Here is a 21,345-nt window from a genome sequence, read left to right on the forward strand (position 1 = left end):
ACAATTTTTATTCTTCGTAAGAAGCTTCCATATAAGTTATTCCTTTGAGAGGATTCCCATCAAAGTCAAACAGTGCTGCATTTTCCCACGATGATCCGGTGCCCCAAAGGTCTTTCATGTTAGATGAAATCCAGGCTGGCTCCCAATAGATAATGCCTATGCCACCGCCATCTTTTACTTCCTGAGTTAATTTTACCAAAAGGTCATACTGACCAGTCTCAGAATAAGGATAACCATCCACCGCAGTTTCAGAACCGAATGAGTTATTATAGTCATCATCATAATCGGTGGTCCATGGGTAGGCTGTCTCTACCATCATAAGATCTTTGTTGTATACATCTCTAGCATTGCTGATCACATTGCTTAAATCATCTAGAGCTACTGTGGTGTGCCATAGTGGGTAGTAAGAGAATCCAATAATGTCGAAATCAGTTACTCCAGCGGTGTTTATAATGCTATTTGTGAAGCTATTAATGTTCTTAGGGTCAGCTACATGCACTACAATTTTAATTTCTGATCCAGCTTCGCTCTCTACCTCTCGTGTGGCTTCGATACCAGCGTTCATAATCTTACCCAGATTTACCCAGCTGCCATCATTACACACATTTCCTGAAGGAAAGCCTGGTGCTGCATCTGTATAGAGCATGCCGCAGTTGGTTTCATTTCCAATCTGGACCATTTCTGGAAGTAGACCTTTACCACTGAGATACGTCAACGTTTGATAAGTATAGTTGTAAACAGAATCTGCTAACACATCAATATCTGTAATATCTTCCCAGGCAGCAGGAATAGGCTGCTTTCCAGGATCGGCCCATGAGTCTCCGTAATGAAAGTCTAACAAAACTTTCATTCCCTGTGCCTTAGCTTCGGAAATTGACTTTTCTACATCATAAAGATCATTGTACATCTGATTTCCTTCGGCACCATAGGCCTCCTCAGTCCAGGTAGGGTTATGCCAAATTCTCAGCCTTACCAGATTGCTGCCATGGTTGGCGAATATTTGAAATGGATTAGAAACTCCATCATCCTGATATACACCATCATGATCTATGATATTGTTTACATTAGAAAGGTCTGCACCGAAATAGAAAGATGAGTCTGAAGATTGTTCTTCTTCTGCAGGGAAATCAGGAGGTGTGAGTCCTTTGTCGTCACAGCTGAATAATGCCAGACCTATTCCTGCTAGAAGTAAGGATTTATATATTTTAGATGTCATTTATTTTATTTTTTAATGAAGATATATCTACCGGTTAAGTCATTAAACCTAATGGTATAAGTGCCGGCTTCTACATAAATGTCAGCTCCAGAGCCGGATGCATGTTCATACATGGCTTCAGGAGCGCCATCAGTTCCCCACCATTCGCCGTTGGGTCTGAATTTCACCTTAGTGAAGTCATCAAAAGTATAGTCCAGCGTCCAGATATGTGGGTTTAATGCAGATGAGCTCATAGCAGTTTCACCCCAGCCATTAAAGTCGCCTGAAAGTCCATTGCTGGCATAGTTGGTAGCACTGCTGGCATCGTAACTTACTATGCTGTAAGTGTTTTTCTGCACATTCATAGTCACCGTATTGTAGCCTGCGGGTACCCATAATGTTCCGGGATCAGCGTCAGCATCAGTCTCTCTAAAGGCCAAGGTGGTTTCGCTGGCCCAGCCCCACTGTGGTGCCCAGGCACCGAGAGTGCCAATGAATTTTAAAGATCCTTCATTAAAGTTGCCGGTAAAAGTATAGGTGAAACTGTCATCAGAATCTCTGAACATGGCTGTGGCCATTGTTGCGTCCCATGCATTCTCAACGGCATCACCCACCATGTAGATTACCGGATATGGTGACTCTGACTGATATGGTGTAACTTCAATTTCAACACTATTGGAATATACTTTTATAGCCGAAGACAAGGCTGCTTCTACTCGTAAATAAAGCTTACCCATATTACCAGCCGGTAATTCAAATCTCAAGGCAAAAGCATTGAGTTCATTGATTGTGAAGGTCTCAGACAGATCACCTTCCACGGTTGCCAGTGTCACCTCTTCAAAATCCTGACTGCTGCTCACTTGCACTTCATAGGCTTCAGCGCCGTCAAAACCAAAAGAAGCGGCAGTCCAGCTTAGGGTTAATGCTTCATCTGCTCCGGTTTCTTCAGTAAGCACAAAAGACTGGCCAGATGCAGACAGTTCAGGAGCGGTGCCATCAGTCATAACTACTTGCTCCTCATCTTTTTCGCATGAAAATGCCATTGCTGCCAGCATGATCAATGCGTATATATTTTTTACTTTCATAGTGTAAATATTTTTATTCAACAAAGGCCTAATAGCCATCATTCTGCTTCAGGTTAGGGTTAGCGAGTCTATCTGATGATGGGATAGGGAAGAGGTCTCTATGAGTAGAAACTGATTTTCCATCCATTGTACCGCCTTTCCACGGCCATAAGTATTCTCCGCCAGTAAATTTTCCGAACCTGATTAAATCGGTTCTTCTGTGCATCTCATAGCTAAGTTCACGCGCCCTTTCGTCAAGAATGAAATCCAGGGTAAGAGTTGCTGCTGAGATGTCACCATCTGTGCCGCCATAAGCCCGCTCTCTGATCATATTTACATATGTTAAAGCTGTGCCTAAATTGCCACCAGCGCCGCCTCTTAAAACCGCTTCGGCATACATTAAATAAACATCCGCTATTCTAAACATGGGGAAGTCCGTATCCGGAAATGTACCTGTAGGGTCTGAGCCAACCACACCGATAGATGAGATATTTTTATATTTGGTAATAGGATATCCATCAGTAAAGGTGGAGAGTTTTTCTATTTCCAAATTTTGTCCATCAGTATAGAACATGGCTCTTTTATCAATATTGCCGTATGGATCAGCATATAGATTCACAATGTTTTTAGTGGTTCTCATACCGTTCCAGCCACTAGACATACCAAAATCAGCCGGATTCATAGAGCCCCCGATAGATCCTAAAATCAAATAAGCTGTGCCACCATAAGATTGTGTATGTGTGCCATCAAATGCTATTGGGAAAATGATGCCTGAAGCTGTGTGGTTGTCTGCCAGGAAAAGGTGGCTATAATCAGCATCCAATGGGTAGTTAGCATCTATAACCTTCTTGGCATAAGTAATTGCTTCGGTGTTCTTGTCTTCTTGAATGTACACCTGAGCATTTAGATAGAGCTTGGTAAGAAGCGTCCATACTGCAGCCTGATCGGCTCGTGCATATTCATTTTGTTTAGGAGCAGCTAATTTATCTTCTATGTCTAACAGCTCAGTTTCAATATAGCTGAATAATTCCGGCCTGAATATTTGCTCTGGAAAATAGCTGCCCACCTCATCTTGCTCAGTAACGAAGGGCACGTTACCAAACATATCCAATGCATGCCAGTAGCTTAAGGCTCTTAGAAACCTGGCCTCAGCTCGGAAGGTCTGTGCCTCAGCAATTTGAGCTTCGGTAAGGCCTCGGCTGTTTAACTTATCATCTGATGTTTCTCTGATGAACTCATTGGTTAAGGCAATCTGATAATATATTCTGCTATACATGGTGCCGATATATTCATTTCCTGCACCCCAGTCCATTTCAACCAAATCTGGTAATGTGCCGTCAGTCCAGCCGATAACAGACTCATCTGTAGTCAGTTCCTGAAGATTGAAGTAGAGCCTTAAATAATTGGAGAAGCCCTCGTCAAGTCCTGAAATATCTGGATCACCGCCATCTCCACCTTGCTGGCCGCTCATGGCATAACCTGCATATAGTTTGGCTAAAACACCCTTATAGTTGCCAAAATCGGCATATATCTTATTTGAAGTGATTTCATTGTAGGGTTCTAATTCTAAATCTCCACAGGATAATGAGAGTAAAGAGAAGAGGCCTACAACTAATATTTTATGTTTGAATATGTTTTTCATATCATGAATATTTTTGATAGGAATTTCTTTTGTGATGTTCTTAAAAATCAACCGTTACGCCTAAAGAATATACTCTGGGGCGAGGGTAGAAATTATTGTCTATTCCACCTGAAATTTCAGGATCTAAACCACTGTATTTTGTGATCACAAAAGCGTTTTGAACGTTGGCATTAAGCTGTAATCCAAGCTTTTCATTGAAGAATCTGCCGGCCTGGTAGGTAAGGCTGATGTTTTCCATTCTTACAAAAGATGCATTCTCAATGTAGTAGTCCGAGAATAACCTGTTGGAATCAGTACCTCTGAAATTAGTTTCCAGAACGTTAGCTGTAAGGTTAGTTAAGTACCCGCTATATTCAAGGTTGCTGTAAACGGCATTGCCCGAATTGATGTTATTATAAACATAGTTACCCAGGCTTCCTCTTAGCAAGAAGCTCAAACTCCACTTATCATAAGAGAAGGTGTTATTGAATCCGAAATACACCTTAGGTGCCGGAGATTTATAACGGTATTTGTCCTGCTCATTGATCAGGTTGTCATTATTCTGATCTACATAAACTCCTTCTACTGGGTTGCCATTCTCATCATAAACCTGCTGATATACATAGAATGCAAAAGGCTGATTACCAACTGTATGTATCTGAATAGTATTACCCGTTCCGCCACCAATTCCGCCTACAGCTATTCCTTCAGAATCCTCATTTTGAACTTTGCTCAAACTTGTAATTTCGGTGGTATTATAAGTAGCATTAATACCAAAGTCCCATTCAAATTTTTCACCGCTGATGGCATTGAAGTTTAAACCTAGCTCTATACCTCTGTTTTCGATGCTGCCTACGTTAGTGAAAATCTGGTTAGTAAGATTCGTTCCTGCCGCGGGCGGAATGAAAGCCAGTAGGTCATCGGTGCGCTTGAAGTAATAATCCAGGCTACCTGATAGTCTGTCATTCCAAAAACCAAAGTCAATACCTGCATTATAGGTTGTGGTTTCTTCCCACTTAATTTCGCTGTCGTAACCTTCTGGTCTGAGCGTATTAATGTATTCATTGCCAAATTGGTACTGGGCGCTGCTGTTACTTTGTGTATATCTGGGCAAATAGGGGAAGTACTCACCAAAATCCTGCTGACCTGTGATACCATACCCAACTCTTAGCTTTAATTGCGAAACGGTTTTAGAGTCTACCAAGAAGCTCTCCTGATCTATTTTCCAGGCTAAGGCTAGAGATGGAAATAACCCCCAGCGGTTGTCTTCACTAAATCTTGATGAACCATCAGCTCTCACCGTTGCCGTAAGCAAATATTTATCCTTGAAAGTATAATTAAGCCTTCCGAAATAAGATTTTAACCTATACTGCGGACGGGTAGCTATCGCTGCTGGTCTTATTGTATCTCCTTCAATATTGAGAACTGGATAAGTATCATTTTGAATTTCAAAATCCTGATAAGAATAACCCGCAGTGAAGTCAACGGCGCTGTTGAGGTTTTCTAAATCTTTTTTATAATTCAGGTAAAAATCCAGTAATAGATTAGACTTACTCTGGCTGTATTCATTAAAGCTGCCTCCTTGTGCGAATACTGAAGCGGCATTAGCCGGAAGAGTAATGGAACCTTCACTTTCAGATATATCATAACCCAGGTTCAGGTTTGCTTTTAGTTCCTTTAAGAATGGAAGCGTATAATCTAATTGTAAGTTACCGATGCTTCTTTTTGCTTCCCCATAATCACCTCTTTGAGCCAGGATGCTTACCGGGTTATAAGCCGTTTGCGTGTTAGGTGTACCATTTTCACCCACCCATTGGAAGTAGTTTCCAAAATCATTTTGGATGAATACAGGTTGCGTAGGATCATAAGCTACAGCACTGCTTATAGCTGTTTGATCGGCAAATCTGCTCTTAGAATAAATTCCTTTTAGATTAAGATTTATTTTCAAACTGTTGTCAAACAAACTTGGGTTTAGGCTTAGGGCGCCTGAAGTTCGCTGTAGATTAGAGGTTTTTAATATTCCATCCTGATTTAGATATCCTACTGATACTCTGTACGGTAAACCTTTATAAGCACCCATAACACTCAGGTTGTTATCTGAGCTTACAGCAGTTTTATATATTTCATCTTGCCAATCGGTATCAGCATCTCCTAATAGTGCCTGCTGTTCTTCGCTGGCGTAGGTCTGCACGGCAGTTCTAAATTCATCTGCACTGAGTAAGTCAACAGTTTTAGTAACCTGAGAAACGGAGGTTAAGGTTCTGAAGTTAACCCTCATTTCCTGATCAGCTTTTCCTTTTTTGGTATTGATGATCAATACGCCATTGGATGCTCTTGAGCCATAAATAGCCGTAGCAGATGCATCTTTCAACACGTTTACAGACTCAATGTCATTAGGGTTTATGAAGCTTAATGGGTTAGAAGAGCCCGCTACACCGTTATTATCTAATGGCACTCCATCTAACACTATCAGCGGATCGTTGCTGGCGTTTAAAGACGAACCACCTCGTATACGGATGGTGCCACCAGAACCAGGAGCTCCACCATTGGAGGTGATCTGAACACCAGCTACTTTACCTGAAATTAACTGATCAGGAGATGTGACCTGTCCCGGGTTAAAATCTTCTTCGGTTATACTGGCCACAGAACCCGTAACATCGCTTTTTTCCTGAGTACCATAGCCTATAACTACTACCTCCGTAAGGGATGTAACGTCAGGCTGCATGGTAATATTCAGACTTGTACGACCATCTAATGCTACTTCTTGTTTTACATATCCGATAAATGAAAATATTAGAACATTCTGATTATCAGTCATGTCCAGCGTGAATGCGCCATTGAAGTCGGTGATGGTGCCCTTGGTAGTACCTTGAATCAGAATATTAACGCCAGGCAGCGGATTACCATCTTCATCGTGCACAGTTCCGGTAACTGTTTTTTCTACGATTACTTCTTCAATCTTGGGTTCTGCCTCCACTATGTTTCTGGCAACATCTATTTTGTTATTTACTCTCCGGAAGTTAAGTGAGGCCTTTTTTCCTACCTGAGTCAAAATAGCAGCAATCGATTGCTGATTGCCCTCAAAATTAAACGTAATGTCTTGAGGTAAATCTTCAGACTCATAGGCAAACTTAAAGCGCGACTGCATTTCTATTTGTGAAAAAACATCGATGACGGTGCCATGCTCTAGCTTAACAGATACATTGATTTGGTCTAACTGTTGGGATTTACTTTCTGCAGCAGCGAATGAAAAAAACACCGTATGCAATGCAAAAATGTACAAACACCATCTTGAAAGCATAAGAATTTTTTTAAGTATTTTATATTTCATACTTTAATGAGGTTTATTAATTGAATTTTTAAACAGTAGTAAGTCCTGTGAATAAGAAACTGGTACTTTCTTATTCCAGGCTTATTTTTTCTAGGAGGTATTAGTTTTCATAGTATCTTCTATTCAAATTTTATATTGACATTTTTTCCTTCTATCTGGAAAGTAAACCTTTCTGAGAAAGCCATTCTTTCAAGTACTCTTTCCAGGCTCTGATTATCAAAATCACCGGTGTATGAAAGCCTTCTGCTATTATTTTGGCTATTGATTTTTATGCCGTACCATCTTTCCAGGGTGAGTTTAATGGTGTTGAAATCTGCTTTTTCAAAACTGATAATGCCATCTTTCCATAGCAGATCATGCAGATTATATCTAGACTTTTTTAAGCTATGTTCGGCCTTTAAGTAAGTGGCTTGCTCCCCAGGGCTGATATATAGAAGTTCATTGGCATTGTCTTCATTAGCTACCGTAACTTTTCCAGTGACTAGCATTACGTCAATGCTTTCGTTCTCATTAAAGGCATTAATGTTGAAACTAGTGCCTAAAGCGGTAGTGATAACACCACCTGCATTTACCCTGAAAGGCTTGCTGGGGTCTTTAACCACCTCAAAAAATGCTTCACCTTCTAATTGTATAATTCTTTCATCTTGAAATTCGGAAGGGTAGGAGATCCTGCTATCGCTATTTAACCATACCTTGGAGCCATCCGGTAAAGACACCTTAGATTTTTGTCCGACTGGGTTTTGTTTAACCACTTGTGAAATGGCCGGCGCCTCGATGACCTCCGTACTTTTATCAAGGTTTATGAAGGTAATTACAGCAGCTATGATTATAGAAGCAGCTACTGCAAACTTCCAAACTGAACGGTAGCCCGACTTCTTTGTAGGTTGTGGTTTGAGTATAGCAGCTAATAAATCTTCTTTTTCTTCCTGACTAACAGTTTCTACAGACTTAAAACGATAGCTGAGTAAGAGCTCTTTAGCCTTTTGAACATTGTCTTTTTGCTCTGGGTTGCTTTGCAGCCACTTCTCCCAAAAAAGCTGATCATTAGCATCTGGGTTGAGTACCCATTTCTTAAACTCTTTATCTAAAAGGAAATCTTCTATGGTATGATGCTCTCGCTCCATTTATCTCTGTTGTCTACCCTTATGAGATCAAGGAGGTGAAAACACCATCACGCAAAATCAGATTTTTTTAAAAATTTTTTCGAAGTGCGGTTATTGCTCTATAAAGCAGGTTTCTGGTGGCTTCAACACTTTTGAATCCCATGATCTCCTTAATTTCAGAGTAGCTCAGATCGTTATAGTAGTAATAATAAATAGCCTCTTTCTGTCGGAAAGAAAGATGAGTCATGGCCTCAGACATTTTCTGAATTTGCTGTTCATTAAACTGTCTGTCAATTAAAGTCTGTTCTGCTGAAGCCTCTATTTGAAAGTCAAGAGGAGAGTCGTCAGTAAAGGAAACTTTTTTCAGCTTTTTAAGTTCCTTGATGAGATTGTTTCTGAAGGATTTTAGCAAGTAAGCCTGCACAGAGTTGACTTGAGGTAGCTTCTTTCTAATGCTTCTTATACTCACAAAAGTATTTTGAATGGAATCTTTGATCAGCTCTTTGTTGCCCGAAAGCTGCCTCCCATAGTTATAGAGAATTTGAAAGTACTTATTGTAAATAGCAACAAAAGCTGATTCGCTTCCCGTTTTAAAATCTAACCAAAGCCGCTCATCATCAGTGGCTTGATGCTTTTGACTAGCTAATGAACGGTCCTTATCAGAGCTATCAAAGGAGTGGTTGATGTGCGATACTTCCCTCATTTCCAACTGGAAATTTAAGCAAAAAAAAGCACTTAAGTGTTTTTATTACATTTATAAAAACTGGTAGACATAAAAAAAGCGGCCGCAGCCGCTTTTAATTAGATTTTTTGATTTTAGCTTTCCCAGGTAAAAGTTTCTGAAACTTCTCCATCTTCATAGTATATCCATGATCCAGAAGTTCCTGTGCTATTCCAGGTAGCTTTTACGTTTAGTTCACCTTCTATGAAGTATTCTATAGTTCCTGATTGGTCAGGGTTAACAACTACACTAACTCTATACCCCATAAACTCCTCTGCTAGAAAATCAAAATAGAACGTTCCGTCAGCATCTTGTTTCCACTGATATCTCAATACGTAAGTGTCACCTCCAAATAAGTAGTCGATAAAACCTTCTTTTCTGTTCTTGTACTCTTCTGCATGAACATAGTGAATGTAACCTTCACCGTCAAAGTCATAGAAGATATCAAACTTATATTTGTCATCACTTTCAGAAACCTGATATGCAATGGTAATCGATTGACCTTGACCTCCATAAGACCAGGTGTAAACCAATACATTTTCTGCAGTTGCAGCTATTCTACCACCAGTAGATTTTGCAGTGATAGGTGTAGTAGAAACCTCTGCGCCTTCAGGGATATTCTTCACTTGTTCAGCAAGATTGACGTTTATGGCACTCAACCAACCGCTAATTTGAACAGCATATTCATTGTCTGAATTCTGTAAGGCTGTTGGGATTTCAATGGGAGGATTCTCCGCGCTAAAACTTAATTCTGCTTGTTCCAGGTCATTTTCTGGTTTCACCTCATCGTCTTTAGAACATGAGGCTAACGCTACTACCAGAGCAAAACTATAAGCTAAATACTTAATTGATTTCATAGTATGTTGAGTTGTTTGCAATAATTTACGTTTTTATGTGGTATAAACGGGGAAAGTAACCGCTGATTATAACATGTATGCTTATTGAATGTAATTCTTGTAAAAATTGATACAAGGAAAATTTATAAAAGTTTAAATTTTTAATGATTTATAATAAATAGATGTGATTATAGTTTATATAGATAAATTAATTATTCTAATAATTATATTATTAACTAAACTTTATCTTTTATGAACTTAAAAAATCTAGCTTACTTACTCCTTTTTGTGGGAGTAATGTTTTCTTGCGAAGAAAACGAAGAAACTCCAGCCGAGTCAAATGACATTGAAGCCTCTACATTCGTAACCAAACCAGCCAACACAATCACCATTGGTCGAGCCAAAGATCTCTACAATGCTTACCAGCAACGTGCCACCGCTCTGGCCACACTAAAAGGAGAAGGAGATGCCACTTATGGCTGGCATTCCATTGATTTTTACAAGGATTACATTGCTTACCTGGAAGTTGAAGCTGAAAAAGTCGGCTATAAAATATCCGGCATTAGAATGTACTATGTGGCTTATCCAAAAGATGATGCAGGTAATCTAGCACAGGGCTACCAAACATATATGTATGTGCCTACCTATTTTAATGAAAAGCTTGGAAAGCACATTGCCTTTGACCCACTGCTGCTGGATGAAGATGGTAAACCACTAGATGTCCATGGAATGATTACTGGCGAGTATAAGTATTCTGATGGTAGTAAAGTAATGGATGCAGAGACCTCAAGTTCCATTGCAAATTTTGCCCAAATGTGTAAACCTCATTGTCAATAAATTATCGAATCAAAACACGGAAATCATGAAATTTAAGGACTTTAAATATTTAGCTTTGATCATAGTCATTTTCGTTCTTGGCTGCGAAGAAAACGAAGAAACCCCAGCTGAGTCAAATGATATTGAAGCCTCTACATTCGTCACGAAACCAGCCAACACTATCACCATTGGCCGAGCCAAAGATCTCTACAATGCTTACCAACAACGTGCCGCTGCTTTGACAACATTGAAAGGAGAAGGAGATGCCACTTATGGCTGGCATTCCATTGATTTTTACAAGGACTACATTGCTTACCTGGAAGTGGAAGCTGAAAAAGTCGGCTTTAAAATATCCGGTATCAGAATGTACTATGTGGCTTATCCAAAAGATGATGCAGGTAATCTAGCACAGGGCTACCAAACTTATATGTATGTACCTACCTATTTTAATGAAAAACTTGGAAAGCACATTGCTTTTGATCCACTGCTGCTAGATGAAGATGGTAAGCCTCTAGATGTGCATGGTATGATTACAGGAGAGTATAAGTATTCTGATGGTAGTAGAGTGATGGATGCAGAGAGCTCAAGCTCTATTGCAAATTTTGGTGAAATGTGTAAGCCTCATTGTGACTAACTGATAATCAAATACAAAGAGGGGAATTTTCCCCTTTTTGATTACTCCACCTATAAATTAGTTCAGATATTCATAATTTGCCGTATCCTAAACATTTAGAATTATGAAAAATCAATTGATCAACCTTACCTATCCTTTGTCTTTTGCTTGCATTGTAGCTCTGTTAACAATAGCTGCTTGTACTGATCCGGGAGGACATAATGTTACACCTCCAAAAGAACTTATTACCCTTTCCAGGGCTGGAGATCTTTATCAGGCCTATCAAAGCAGAGCAAACGCATTAGCTAAATTAAAAGGTTCGGAAGATTCACGTTATGGTTGGCATTCTATAGAATTTTATAAAGACTATATAGCCTATTTAGAAAAGGAAGCAGGTAGTCATGGGAAGAAGATTTCTGGTTTGCGCATGTACTATGTGGCTTATCCGGATAATGACCCTAAAAACGAACAAGCTGGTTATCAGACCTATATGTATGTACCTACCTATTATGATGAAAAACAAGACAAGCACATAGCTTTTGACCCTAAGTTTATGAATGAAGATGGTACACCAGTTCCTATTGAAAGACTATTATCAGGCAAAGGAGGTACTGCTAAAAGTTTGATGAATGCGGAGCAACGTACAGAATCCGGTACTACTAGCTCAATAGCAAACTTAGCAGAAATGTGTAAACCAAATTGTTATTAAAATAGATTATTTGCAGTGTTAGGGTTGTTAGGCTTGGTGAAATATTTGGAACTATTAACAGCAATCGTCGGAACGGTTTATTATCGAAAGTATGCAAATACGATCATTAAATACTTCATTGTATTAGTCTGGATTTTCGCTATTGTAGAATTTACAATGTATATATTGAAAATTAGAGGAATTCAATGGGAGAATACCTTACTGTACAATTTATTGACAACAATTCAATTCATTTATTACTTCAGTTTATATAGAAGTATAATCTCGGATGGACTTTACAAAAAGTTAATTACCTACATCTTGATCTTATTTATACTTATAGTAACAATAAATTTTACATTATTTCAGCCTCCTTCTGTCGTTGCACCTTTTCACAGTATGCAATTTGTAACAGGGGTGATATTATTAATTGTAACCATTAGCTTATATTTTGCTGAAATTCTAAAAACTGAGAAGATTCTATTTTTTCAAAAGAATTTAATGTTTTGGATAAGTATTGGATTGATTTTGTTTCATGCTGGCATTATCCCATATATAATTGGAATAAATTTTTTGCCTGATATGTTAAGTTCTGATAGTATAACCTTAATTTTCTTCATCTTAAATTTCGTCATGTACGGTTGTTTTGTTATAGGATTCTTGATTAGTAATAAATATTCTAATTAACCAATTCATATGGAGCAAGAAATAATTTTAGTCGCCACTATTACTGTCACTATTTTAGTTATTATACTAATAGTATTCTTCTCCATATTCCAAAGTAAGAAAAACAAATATTTGATAGAGAAGCGTGAGGCAGAACGCTTATTTGAGGAAGAGGTGGTCAAGACTCAAACTGAAATAAAAGAGCAAGCGCTGAAAAATTTTGGTTGGGAGCTGCATGACAACGTAGGGCAGCTTCTTTCCACCGCTCGCATGCAAATTAACATCCTCAACCTCACTATTCCAGATGGCATGCGTGAGTCCTTAGAAGAGGTGAATGAGCTGATAGGAGAGAGTCTGAGCCAGATCAGATTACTTTCCAAAGCACTTAATCCTGAAATGATCAGCAGTTTGGGCCTGGTTGAATCTATCAGGTTAGAATTAGAGCGTTTTAACCGTTTAAAGTTTCTGAAAGCCGATTTAAATGTACATGGTGAGGAGATTGATATTGAAGAGAGAGATATAATTATTATATTCAGAATATTACAGGAATTCTTCTCAAATGTTATAAAACATGCTAAAGCTCAACATTTAACTGTAGATTTGACCTACACAAATGAGGCTTTAACTATAGAGGCTGAAGACGATGGCATTGGCTTCGGCCCTGAGAACCTAAAAAGCGGTTCTGGTCTGCTCAATATGCGCAGTAGAGCCAAAATGATAGGAGCGGAGTGCTCTATCAGATCTGTTAAAAAACAAGGCGCCAGAATTTTATTAAAATATAATCTTCAGGCCGTAGCATTGTAATCTATGGTTGGCTTCATTTATTAGAATGAAATTGCTTATCAATGAAATATAAGGTAGTTGTAGTAGATGATCATATTCTATTTGCTCAGGCATTAGAGAATTTGGTAAATACATTTGATCAGTTTCAAGTGTTATACCACATGAAAAATGGTCAGGAGCTGCTGGATAAACTGGAAAATAAGGACAATATCCCTGACATAGCGCTTATGGATATAAATATGCCGGTGCTGAATGGCATTGAAACCATGAAAGCTTTAAATACCAAATTTCCGGATATAAAGGTATTAGCATTGTCCATGGATAATGATGAGCATACAATCATCAAAATGTTGAAAGCAGGAGCCAAGGGTTATCTGTTGAAGGATATCCATCCAACTACATTTCACAATGCCTTAAAAACGGTTATTAAAAAGGGTTTCTATTATTCGGATGAAGTAGCCAATACGGTAATGACATCTATGCATAAGCCGGAAACTGAAGAAATACATCTGAAGGACAGAGAGATTGAATTCTTAAAGTTGGTATGTACGGAGAAGACTTATAAGGAAATAGCCTCAGAAATGTTTCTAAGTCCCAAAACCATAGACGGTTATCGTGAATCATTATTCGACAAGTTGCAAGTAAAAAGCCGTATAGGACTTGTTATTTACGCAATAAAGCATAATATTTATAGTGTTTAGATCATAAATTAAAAGGGGAATAATCCCCTAAAACAAAGCGACTTTTTCCTCTGGTTGCTCTGCTACTGTGGTGATAAATTTGAAGTATAAAGTGAGACCTTTAACTCAATTGCCATGGATATTAAATTACTATCAAACAAGTTTATAAAAAACGTTACCAAGCTGGATACCATTCTTAAGACTATCCTAATTACGTGTATACTCTTAACGGTAGTTTCGCTTATGCATTCTTCTGCATATATTACATCGCGCAATTCAGAAAGCCCTTCTGCCACTGACATTAGTCAATATAATGATGCTGGCGCTCCCATTATTTATCCTGAAATATTACTATCTTCTTCTCCAGAGCCTTTCACAAATACCTTCCTAAATAGCTCGAATTCCTCAGCTTTCTAAACCTGTCTTGTGTAGGATTATTGAATATTTTTACATTTTTGTTTCCATTATTTAACAATATTTCTCATTTTGGGAGAAATATTAATGATAATTTTGGGTTAATATTTTGTAATATTCTGATTATCAGCACATTTAGATAATTGGTATCATTGATGTAATAATTTTTTCAAATCTTTAAATTTTTAGAATTATGAATCATAAGAAAGGAAAAGTGGTAGTGCCAGGAGCGGGTTTAAATTCTTTATCAGAAAATGACAAATTAGATTTTTTAGTTTGCATTGATAATACCTTGGAGAAGATTAGATACAGAGAAGTTTCCATTAATGAGGGATTCATTGAAATTCATCAAAAGCTCAATAGTCTGAACTAATAGCGGTATAGATCAAACAATCTTCTTTTGAGTCAGTTTATATTGAATAAATATAAAAATGGCTAAGAAAGATTCAGGACCTGTTAAAAAAAGCAAATTACCTTTAATAATATCAATAGGATTAGTAGCAGCAGTAGTGTGCTGCTACTTTTTCATACCCAGCGTCAACGAGTTTTTTAAAGAAGCTTGGGACGTTCTTCTCAGTGAAGATAAGGAAAGAACCAGGCAATGGGTCGACCAATTCGGTGCCTTCGGCCCCATAGTTATCATCATTACCATGATACTCCAGATGTTTCTTCTGGTTATTCCATCACCATTACTCATGGTAGTGTCAGTATTAGCTTACGGCCCATGGTGGGGCAGCCTGCTTATATTAGGGGCTGTATTCTGCGCATCAAGCATAGGCTATTGGATAGGATCATATTTGGGCCCACCCGTTGTAGCCAAAATACTGGGCCAAAAGTCAGAGAAAAAAGTAGAATCATTTATTGACGATTATGGCTTCTGGGCGGTAATTGTGACTAGAATTAGTCCATTTCTTTCTAATGATGCCGTAAGTTTTGTAGGTGGAATTTTAGGCATGGGCTATTGGAAATTCATCGGAGCTACTTTATTAGGTATCACACCACTTACCATTTTTATAGCTTATTTAGGAGAGAATAGTGATCGACTGAAAACAGGTATGATCTGGGCATCAGTGGTCAGTCTAGTTATGTTTTTAGCTTATGTATGGTGGGATAAAAAGCGTAAAAAGAAGAAATCAGAAGACTGATCACCAGTTAGCGATAGTTCTTTACCAGTAAGCTAATAAAATTGTAAATCGATTTTCATTTCTATAAATAGTAGGTTCCAAATGCACTGGCATTTCATCCTAAACCTGAACCTAAATTATATTCAAATGAAACTAACTTCATTCTCAGTCTTTTAAAAGTTATGAATACATAATGGCCAGGTTTTAGGTTTCTGCTAGTGAGTAGTTTAACCTAAATCTACCAAAATGAAACATTTTTATTTAACCAAAAACGTTAATCCAAATTACTATAGTTGGCTAACCGTAGTAATGTTTGTTTTAATATTTCAATCTGCTCAAGCCTTTGATGCAGATTGTGGTGGTGTGCCTGCCTGGAGCTCTTCTCAAGTATATCTTGGAGGATCAGAAGTCACTTATAACGGCTATAAGTACCAGGCTAATTATTGGACTCAGAATAACAATCCTGAGCAATACTCTGATCCGTACGAACATTGGACTAATCTAGGTGCTTGCGATGGAGGAGGGGGAGGAAACACCAATCAACCGCCAACAGTTAGTCTTACTTCACCATCTAACGGAGCATCCTTTTCTTCTGGTGATAACATTACTCTAAGTGCGAATGCTTCAGATAGCGACGGTTCCATCACCAAAGTTGAATTTTATCAAGGAGCCACTAAATTAGGAGAAGATTCAAGTTCCCCTTATAGCTTTACCTGGAATAATGTAGCCGTTGGCTCATATTCGATATCAGCCAAAGCTTTTGATAACGACAATGCTTCTGCCAATTCATCCATAGTTTCCATTTCAGTGACTTCCTCGGGTGGTGGCGGAGGCAGCTGTGATGGCTTGCCTCAATATTCTGCTGGAACCAGTTACACACAGAATCAGGAAGTAGCCAACGTTGGCAATAAATATCAGTGTAATGTACCCGGTTGGTGCTCATCTTCAGCAGGTTGGGCTTATGCTCCAGGAACAGGACAGCATTGGCAAGATGCCTGGTCATTAGTTGGTGAATGTGGCGGTGGTAATGGAGGTAATGAAGCACCTTCTGTAAGCATAACCGGTCCCTCTAATGGGAGCAGCTACATAGATGGCGCTACCATCACCATTGCTGCTAATGCCTCTGATGATGTGGCGGTTACCAAAGTGGAGTTTTATAGTAATGGTAGTTATCTAGGAGAAGATAGTTCTAGTCCGTATAGCTTTACCTGGAGTAATGTGGGCATAGGTTCTTATACTTTAACAGCCGTAGCCGATGATGCAGAAACATCTACCACCTCGAATCCTGTGAATATCAGTGTAACCTCAGATGGCTCCGGCGGCGGTGGTGGAGACCTTCCAGATAGGCTGTTGGTGGGCTATTGGCACAATTTTGACAACGGTTCTGGTGTAGTTAAGCTACGAGATGTCTCTGCTAAATGGGACGTGATCAACATTGCTTTTGCAGAACCAACCACGGTGCATGGTTCTTCCATGACTTTCACGCCTGATAACAGTATTTATTCTTCTACTCAGGAGTTTAAAAACGATGTGGCCTATTTACAAAACCAAGGTAAGAAGGTGTTGATTTCTATTGGAGGTGCTAATGGTGCTATCGATGTAAGTAGCTCAGGCGATGCTTCTGCTTTTAGTAGTAGCATGATCAACATCATAAACACTTACGGATTTGATGGTATGGACATAGACCTGGAGGGTAGCTCTTTATCTTTGGGTGCTGGTGACAGTGATTTTAGAAATCCAGTCTCTGCTAAGATTGTTTATTTCATTCAGGGTGCGCAGACGGTCATTAATAACTATGGTAATGACTTCGTACTATCTATGGCCCCTGAAACGGCTTTTGTTCAAGGAGGTTATAGTACATATGCAGGCATCTATGGTGCTTATCTGCCTGTTATTTATGCTCTACGCAATCAGATGGATTACATTCATGTACAGCACTATAACTCCGGTTGTATGCTTGGGTTGGATGGCATGTGTTACTCTCAAAGTACAGCGGATTTTCATGTAGCTATGGCTGAAATGTTACTTCAAGGGTTTCCGGTAGCTGGAAATCCAGTCGATTTCCCTGCGTTGCGTCAAGACCAGGTCGCTATAGGTCTACCGGCATCACCATCGGCAGCAGGTGGCGGGTATACAACACCTGCCAATGTGCATAAGGCTTTAGATTATCTGATCAAAGGAATTCCATTTGGTGGAAATTATTCATTAAGGAGCAGCTCAGGTTACTCTAATTTTAGAGGTCTCATGACCTGGTCTATCAACTGGGATATCAATTACGGCTATGAATTCTCCAATAATCATCGAGCTTATCTCGATGCGCTTGGGTCTGCTCCTTTAGCACGCAAAGCTGCTGACATAAATACTGTAGATTTCACCGAAGACTTCAAAGTTTACCCTAATCCATTTGAAAATTCCGCTAAAATAGCTTTTTCAGTTATGGAAGAGGGGCGCACCAAACTTGAGATATACAACACTTTGGGAAGAAAAGTGGCTACACTTAAAGATGAGGTATTGAGTAAAGGTAGTTACATGGTTGAGTGGTTTCCTAAAGACAATACTTCGGGAATTTATCTTGGCAGATTGTCAGTGGGTGGTGAGGTTAAAACCTTTAAGATTTATAAAAAATAAGAAAAAGAGTCGGGTGTTTGATTATACCCGACCTTTCTCTTTTAACCTTAATCATTATGAAAACATATAATAATATTGACCATAAAGTAGCCCTGATACCTTTGGTTATTCTTGTATTTATACTTCAATCAATAACTCTAAAGGCTGAGGTGAATTGCAATGGAGTTCCAGCCTGGAGCTCAACACAAGTATATTTGGGAGGAGATCAGGTCACTTATAATGGAGTGAAGTATAAGGCTAATTATTGGACACAAAACAATAACCCTGAGCAGAACTCAGATCCCTACGAACATTGGACCAACCTTGGTCCTTGTGATGGAGACGGTGGAAATGAAAATGAAGTGCCGTATGTGAATTTGACTGGGCCTGCGAATGGAGCAATCTTCACGGAGGGGGCAAACGTTCTAATTTCAGCAACTGCAAGTGACGCCCATGGATCCATTGCCAAGGTTGAGTTTTATCAAGGGTCAACTTTGCTGGGAGAAGATTTTAGTGCTCCGTACGAATACACCTGGACCAATGTGGCAGTAGGTTTTTTTGCTATCTCAGCAAAATCATGGGATAACGATGGTGCTTCCAGTATATCTGCTGTTGTAAACATATCAGTTGAAAGTGGAGACAGTGGTAGTGAGGGTTGTGATGGATTAGCGACTTACAATGCTGGGACTAGTTATAGTCAAAATCAGGAAGTTTCTAATGTTGGTAATAAATATCAATGTAATGTTCCAGGATGGTGCTCTTCGGCAGCCGCATGGGCTTATGAACCAGGTGTTGGTCAACATTGGCAAGATGCCTGGAGTCTTGTAGGTGAGTGCACGGGTGGCAATGAAGAAAATCAACCGCCTGTGGTGAGTATTTCCTCCCCATATAACGGAAGTTCATTTATACCAGGCACTAATGTTAATATATCAGCATCAGCCTCTGATGATCAACAGGTTACCAAAGTAGAGTTTTACAGTAATGGTAATTATTTAGGTGAAGATAATAGTGCCCCATATAATTATAGTTTGAATAATGTTACGACCGGTTCCTATATTCTTACGGCTGTCGCCTTTGATAATGAGGGACTATCTTCTACTTCTTCAGATGTGAACATTACCGTTTCTACGGACGGTGGGGGTAATGATCAACTTGCAGCTCGTATACTGAATGGTTATTGGCACAATTTCAACAATGGTACAGGCTTTATAAAACTTAGAGATGTATCGTTAAAATGGGATGTTGTGAATGTTTCGTTTGCTGAGCCGTTAGTCTCCGCAACTGATGGTACACTAGGGTTTTCTTTAACTTCCGATGCACCAGCTGATTATAGTGAAGCCGATTTTAAAGCTGATATTCAGTATCTCCAGAATCAAGGTAAAAAGGTAATAATTTCAATTGGTGGGGCAAATGGTGCTGTTCGCTTAGAGACAACCTCGGCCAGAAACAATTTTATAAGTTCAATGACTTCAATTATCCAAGAATATGGATTTGATGGTATGGATATCGATTTTGAAGGGCACTCGCTTTCATTGAATTTTGGTGATGACGATTTTGCTAATCCTACTACCCCTCTGATCATAAATACCATCGATGCGATTAAAGGTGTTTGCAATAATTTCGGTGATGATTTTATATTGACCATGGCCCCTGAAACCTTTTTTGTGCAGCTCGGATACTCTTTCTATGGAGGCATTTCAGCTGGAGCGGATAGGAGGGCAGGCGCCTATTTGCCGGTTATTCATGCATTAAGAGATAAGCTTACGTTTCTTCAAGTACAATACTATAATTCAGGATCTATAACCGCTTTAGATAATTCATATTATAGCATGGGAAATCCTGATTTCTATGTTTCATTGGTGGACATGCTGCTTAAAGGATTTCCAATCACAGGTGATCAATCAAAATTTTTCCCGCCATTGGGTCAGGATCAGGTTTTGTTGGGAGTTCCTGCATCTAATGGAGCTGGAAACGGCTATATTGGTAATCAAGGAGTACAAAATGCATTAGACTACCTGATCAAGGGAATCCCTTTTGGAGGTCAATATCAATTAACCCAAAATTACCCTGATTTAAGAGGAATCATGTCATGGTCTATCAATTGGGACGCGTTCACGGGGTTTGGTTTCTCCAATGAACAACGTGCCTATCTGGATGCCCTTGGATCAGGGGCTCTTCAAGCTAAATTGTTCAGTGCAGATATGTCTTTAAACTCATTTCCTAACCCATTTCAGGATCATGCCACATTTACTTTTGAAGTAAAAAATGCTAATCCAGTTTTAATCGAAGTATATGATGTGATGGGTAAAAAAATCCAGGTTTTGAGTGATGAGGAGTATGGAAAAGGCATTTACCAGGTGAGCTGGGAAGCCAGTGACACACCAAAAGGGATATATTTTTATCACATCACGATAGGAGATCAGACAGAAACATATAAAGTGTATAAAGAGTAGTAGTAGTAGTAAGTAGTTGATAGGTAGACAGGCTGTCAGTTTGCAGACAGCCTGTTCTTATAATCCAAATTTCACTCCTAATGACAGGCTGAATATATCATTTAGACCCAAATATTCAGTATTTTGAATGTAACTAATGGCTTTGAGGTCATATGTGCTCAATTCATAGTAAAAAGAAAGATGATCTAGCTTCCCACCTATATCTTTAGTAACTCTTCCTCCCACGAAAGCACCAAATCTGAGGGAGGTCGCCCACCAATAGTATCCGCTAGGATATTCATTTGGGAGTAAAGTATCAAATTGACTGCCAAAGGAATAGCTTAGGTAAGGACCGATGGAGAATGGTGTAAGAGCGTATTTATCGTTAAGCTTTATGGACCATGGTGAATAAGTCATTTTTCCAGTTAATGAAATGATGTCATCACCACCAATTTTCTTGGGTAAATATCCTAGGTAAAAGTCTGTTTCCAGGTGAGAGTTGCCATGCAAATAACCAGCTCCAACAGATAGAAATCCTATGTTTCCAGCAAATTGTAATTTATAATGATCTGGTGCTAGCCAGTATTTGTCATCCTCCTGAGCAAAAGATATGGTTGTTATAAACGAGAGTATTAAGTATATATGTTTCAT

Annotated in this window: 18 protein-coding genes; 10 read left to right on the plus strand and 8 right to left on the minus strand. The window is 39.0% G+C overall.

Features of this window, described 5'->3' with window-relative positions:
• Positions 1–7: 7 nt before the first annotated feature.
• From LVD16_RS16000 to LVD16_RS16030, 7 genes are all read right to left on the minus strand, one after another.
• Positions 8–1,216: a glycoside hydrolase family 53 protein gene (locus tag LVD16_RS16000; RefSeq protein ID WP_233769279.1), complete on the minus strand. Its 1,209-nt coding sequence runs from the start codon at positions 1,214–1,216 to the stop codon at positions 8–10.
• Between the two features lie 5 nt (positions 1,217–1,221).
• Positions 1,222–2,280, minus strand: a complete 1,059-nt coding sequence (locus tag LVD16_RS16005) for a SusE domain-containing protein (RefSeq protein ID WP_233769280.1) — start codon at positions 2,278–2,280, stop codon at positions 1,222–1,224.
• 28 nt (positions 2,281–2,308) lie between these two features.
• Positions 2,309–3,901, minus strand: coding sequence for a RagB/SusD family nutrient uptake outer membrane protein (locus tag LVD16_RS16010; RefSeq protein WP_233769281.1), 1,593 nt, complete (start codon positions 3,899–3,901; stop codon positions 2,309–2,311).
• Between the two features lie 40 nt (positions 3,902–3,941).
• Positions 3,942–7,211 carry a SusC/RagA family TonB-linked outer membrane protein gene (locus LVD16_RS16015; protein WP_233769282.1) on the minus strand — a complete coding sequence of 1,090 codons (3,270 nt, stop codon included), beginning with the start codon at positions 7,209–7,211 and terminating at the stop codon, positions 3,942–3,944.
• Between the two features lie 119 nt (positions 7,212–7,330).
• Positions 7,331–8,335: a FecR family protein gene (locus LVD16_RS16020; RefSeq protein ID WP_233769283.1), complete on the minus strand. Its 1,005-nt coding sequence runs from the start codon at positions 8,333–8,335 to the stop codon at positions 7,331–7,333.
• 67 nt (positions 8,336–8,402) lie between these two features.
• The gene (locus tag LVD16_RS16025) at positions 8,403–9,017 is read right to left on the minus strand and encodes an RNA polymerase sigma factor (protein WP_233769284.1); all 615 of its coding nucleotides are present in this window, start codon (positions 9,015–9,017) and stop codon (positions 8,403–8,405) included.
• Positions 9,018–9,130: 113 nt separating this feature from the next.
• Entirely contained in the window at positions 9,131–9,892 is a 762-nt protein-coding gene (locus LVD16_RS16030; RefSeq protein ID WP_233769285.1) for a hypothetical protein, read from the minus strand.
• A gap of 231 nt (positions 9,893–10,123) precedes the next feature.
• On the opposite strand from LVD16_RS16030, the gene LVD16_RS16035 reads away from it, so the two are divergent.
• The 10 genes from LVD16_RS16035 to LVD16_RS16085 all read left to right on the plus strand — a co-directional run bounded on the left by LVD16_RS16035 (position 10,124) and on the right by LVD16_RS16085 (position 20,715).
• The gene (locus LVD16_RS16035) at positions 10,124–10,708 is read left to right on the plus strand and encodes a hypothetical protein (RefSeq protein ID WP_233769286.1); all 585 of its coding nucleotides are present in this window, start codon (positions 10,124–10,126) and stop codon (positions 10,706–10,708) included.
• Positions 10,709–10,733: 25 nt separating this feature from the next.
• Positions 10,734–11,321, plus strand: coding sequence for a hypothetical protein (locus LVD16_RS16040; protein ID WP_233769287.1), 588 nt, complete (start codon positions 10,734–10,736; stop codon positions 11,319–11,321).
• A 103-nt stretch (positions 11,322–11,424) separates the two neighbouring features.
• Entirely contained in the window at positions 11,425–12,009 is a 585-nt protein-coding gene (locus LVD16_RS16045; RefSeq protein ID WP_233769288.1) for a hypothetical protein, read from the plus strand.
• A 675-nt stretch (positions 12,010–12,684) separates the two neighbouring features.
• The gene (locus LVD16_RS16050) at positions 12,685–13,458 is read left to right on the plus strand and encodes a sensor histidine kinase (protein WP_233769289.1); all 774 of its coding nucleotides are present in this window, start codon (positions 12,685–12,687) and stop codon (positions 13,456–13,458) included.
• A 41-nt stretch (positions 13,459–13,499) separates the two neighbouring features.
• The gene (locus LVD16_RS16055; protein WP_233769290.1) at positions 13,500–14,138 is read left to right on the plus strand and encodes a response regulator transcription factor; all 639 of its coding nucleotides are present in this window, start codon (positions 13,500–13,502) and stop codon (positions 14,136–14,138) included.
• Positions 14,139–14,252: 114 nt separating this feature from the next.
• Complete coding sequence (locus LVD16_RS16060; protein WP_233769291.1) at positions 14,253–14,534, plus strand: hypothetical protein; 282 nt, start codon at positions 14,253–14,255, stop codon at positions 14,532–14,534.
• A 190-nt stretch (positions 14,535–14,724) separates the two neighbouring features.
• Complete coding sequence (locus tag LVD16_RS16065; protein ID WP_233769292.1) at positions 14,725–14,904, plus strand: hypothetical protein; 180 nt, start codon at positions 14,725–14,727, stop codon at positions 14,902–14,904.
• Between the two features lie 58 nt (positions 14,905–14,962).
• Positions 14,963–15,676: a TVP38/TMEM64 family protein gene (locus tag LVD16_RS16070; protein WP_233769293.1), complete on the plus strand. Its 714-nt coding sequence runs from the start codon at positions 14,963–14,965 to the stop codon at positions 15,674–15,676.
• Positions 15,677–15,901: 225 nt separating this feature from the next.
• A complete protein-coding gene (locus LVD16_RS16075) occupies positions 15,902–18,283 on the plus strand; it encodes an Ig-like domain-containing protein (RefSeq protein WP_233769294.1) in 2,382 nt (793 codons plus the stop codon).
• A 56-nt stretch (positions 18,284–18,339) separates the two neighbouring features.
• Positions 18,340–20,715 (plus strand): Ig-like domain-containing protein, encoded by a 2,376-nt coding sequence (locus LVD16_RS16085; RefSeq protein WP_305038989.1) that lies wholly within the window; start codon positions 18,340–18,342, stop codon positions 20,713–20,715.
• A 57-nt stretch (positions 20,716–20,772) separates the two neighbouring features.
• On the opposite strand, the gene LVD16_RS16090 is transcribed toward LVD16_RS16085, so the two are convergent.
• Complete coding sequence (locus LVD16_RS16090) at positions 20,773–21,345, minus strand: hypothetical protein (RefSeq protein WP_233769295.1); 573 nt, start codon at positions 21,343–21,345, stop codon at positions 20,773–20,775.

The sequence above is a fragment of the Fulvivirga ligni genome (assembly GCF_021389935.1).
Taxonomy (GTDB): Bacteria; Bacteroidota; Bacteroidia; order Cytophagales; family Cyclobacteriaceae; genus Fulvivirga; species Fulvivirga ligni.

What these genes read in the sequence shown, in the direction of transcription:
- LVD16_RS16020 (WP_233769283.1), bottom strand. Translation starts at nt 8,335, where the DNA reads ATGGAGCGAGAGCATCATACCATAGAAGATTTCCTTTTAGATAAAGAG.
- LVD16_RS16000 (WP_233769279.1), bottom strand. Translation starts at nt 1,216, where the DNA reads ATGACATCTAAAATATATAAATCCTTACTTCTAGCAGGAATAGGTCTG.
- LVD16_RS16040 (WP_233769287.1), top strand. Translation starts at nt 10,734, where the DNA reads ATGAAATTTAAGGACTTTAAATATTTAGCTTTGATCATAGTCATTTTC.
- LVD16_RS16070 (WP_233769293.1), top strand. Translation starts at nt 14,963, where the DNA reads ATGGCTAAGAAAGATTCAGGACCTGTTAAAAAAAGCAAATTACCTTTA.
- LVD16_RS16010 (WP_233769281.1), bottom strand. Translation starts at nt 3,901, where the DNA reads ATGAAAAACATATTCAAACATAAAATATTAGTTGTAGGCCTCTTCTCT.
- LVD16_RS16065 (WP_233769292.1), top strand. Translation starts at nt 14,725, where the DNA reads ATGAATCATAAGAAAGGAAAAGTGGTAGTGCCAGGAGCGGGTTTAAAT.
- LVD16_RS16050 (WP_233769289.1), top strand. Translation starts at nt 12,685, where the DNA reads ATGGAGCAAGAAATAATTTTAGTCGCCACTATTACTGTCACTATTTTA.
- LVD16_RS16015 (WP_233769282.1), bottom strand. Translation starts at nt 7,211, where the DNA reads ATGAAATATAAAATACTTAAAAAAATTCTTATGCTTTCAAGATGGTGT.
- LVD16_RS16090 (WP_233769295.1), bottom strand. Translation starts at nt 21,345, where the DNA reads ATGAAACATATATACTTAATACTCTCGTTTATAACAACCATATCTTTT.
- LVD16_RS16075 (WP_233769294.1), top strand. Translation starts at nt 15,902, where the DNA reads ATGAAACATTTTTATTTAACCAAAAACGTTAATCCAAATTACTATAGT.
- LVD16_RS16085 (WP_305038989.1), top strand. Translation starts at nt 18,340, where the DNA reads ATGAAAACATATAATAATATTGACCATAAAGTAGCCCTGATACCTTTG.
- LVD16_RS16060 (WP_233769291.1), top strand. Translation starts at nt 14,253, where the DNA reads ATGGATATTAAATTACTATCAAACAAGTTTATAAAAAACGTTACCAAG.
- LVD16_RS16045 (WP_233769288.1), top strand. Translation starts at nt 11,425, where the DNA reads ATGAAAAATCAATTGATCAACCTTACCTATCCTTTGTCTTTTGCTTGC.
- LVD16_RS16035 (WP_233769286.1), top strand. Translation starts at nt 10,124, where the DNA reads ATGAACTTAAAAAATCTAGCTTACTTACTCCTTTTTGTGGGAGTAATG.
- LVD16_RS16030 (WP_233769285.1), bottom strand. Translation starts at nt 9,892, where the DNA reads ATGAAATCAATTAAGTATTTAGCTTATAGTTTTGCTCTGGTAGTAGCG.
- LVD16_RS16055 (WP_233769290.1), top strand. Translation starts at nt 13,500, where the DNA reads ATGAAATATAAGGTAGTTGTAGTAGATGATCATATTCTATTTGCTCAG.
- LVD16_RS16025 (WP_233769284.1), bottom strand. Translation starts at nt 9,017, where the DNA reads ATGAGGGAAGTATCGCACATCAACCACTCCTTTGATAGCTCTGATAAG.
- LVD16_RS16005 (WP_233769280.1), bottom strand. Translation starts at nt 2,280, where the DNA reads ATGAAAGTAAAAAATATATACGCATTGATCATGCTGGCAGCAATGGCA.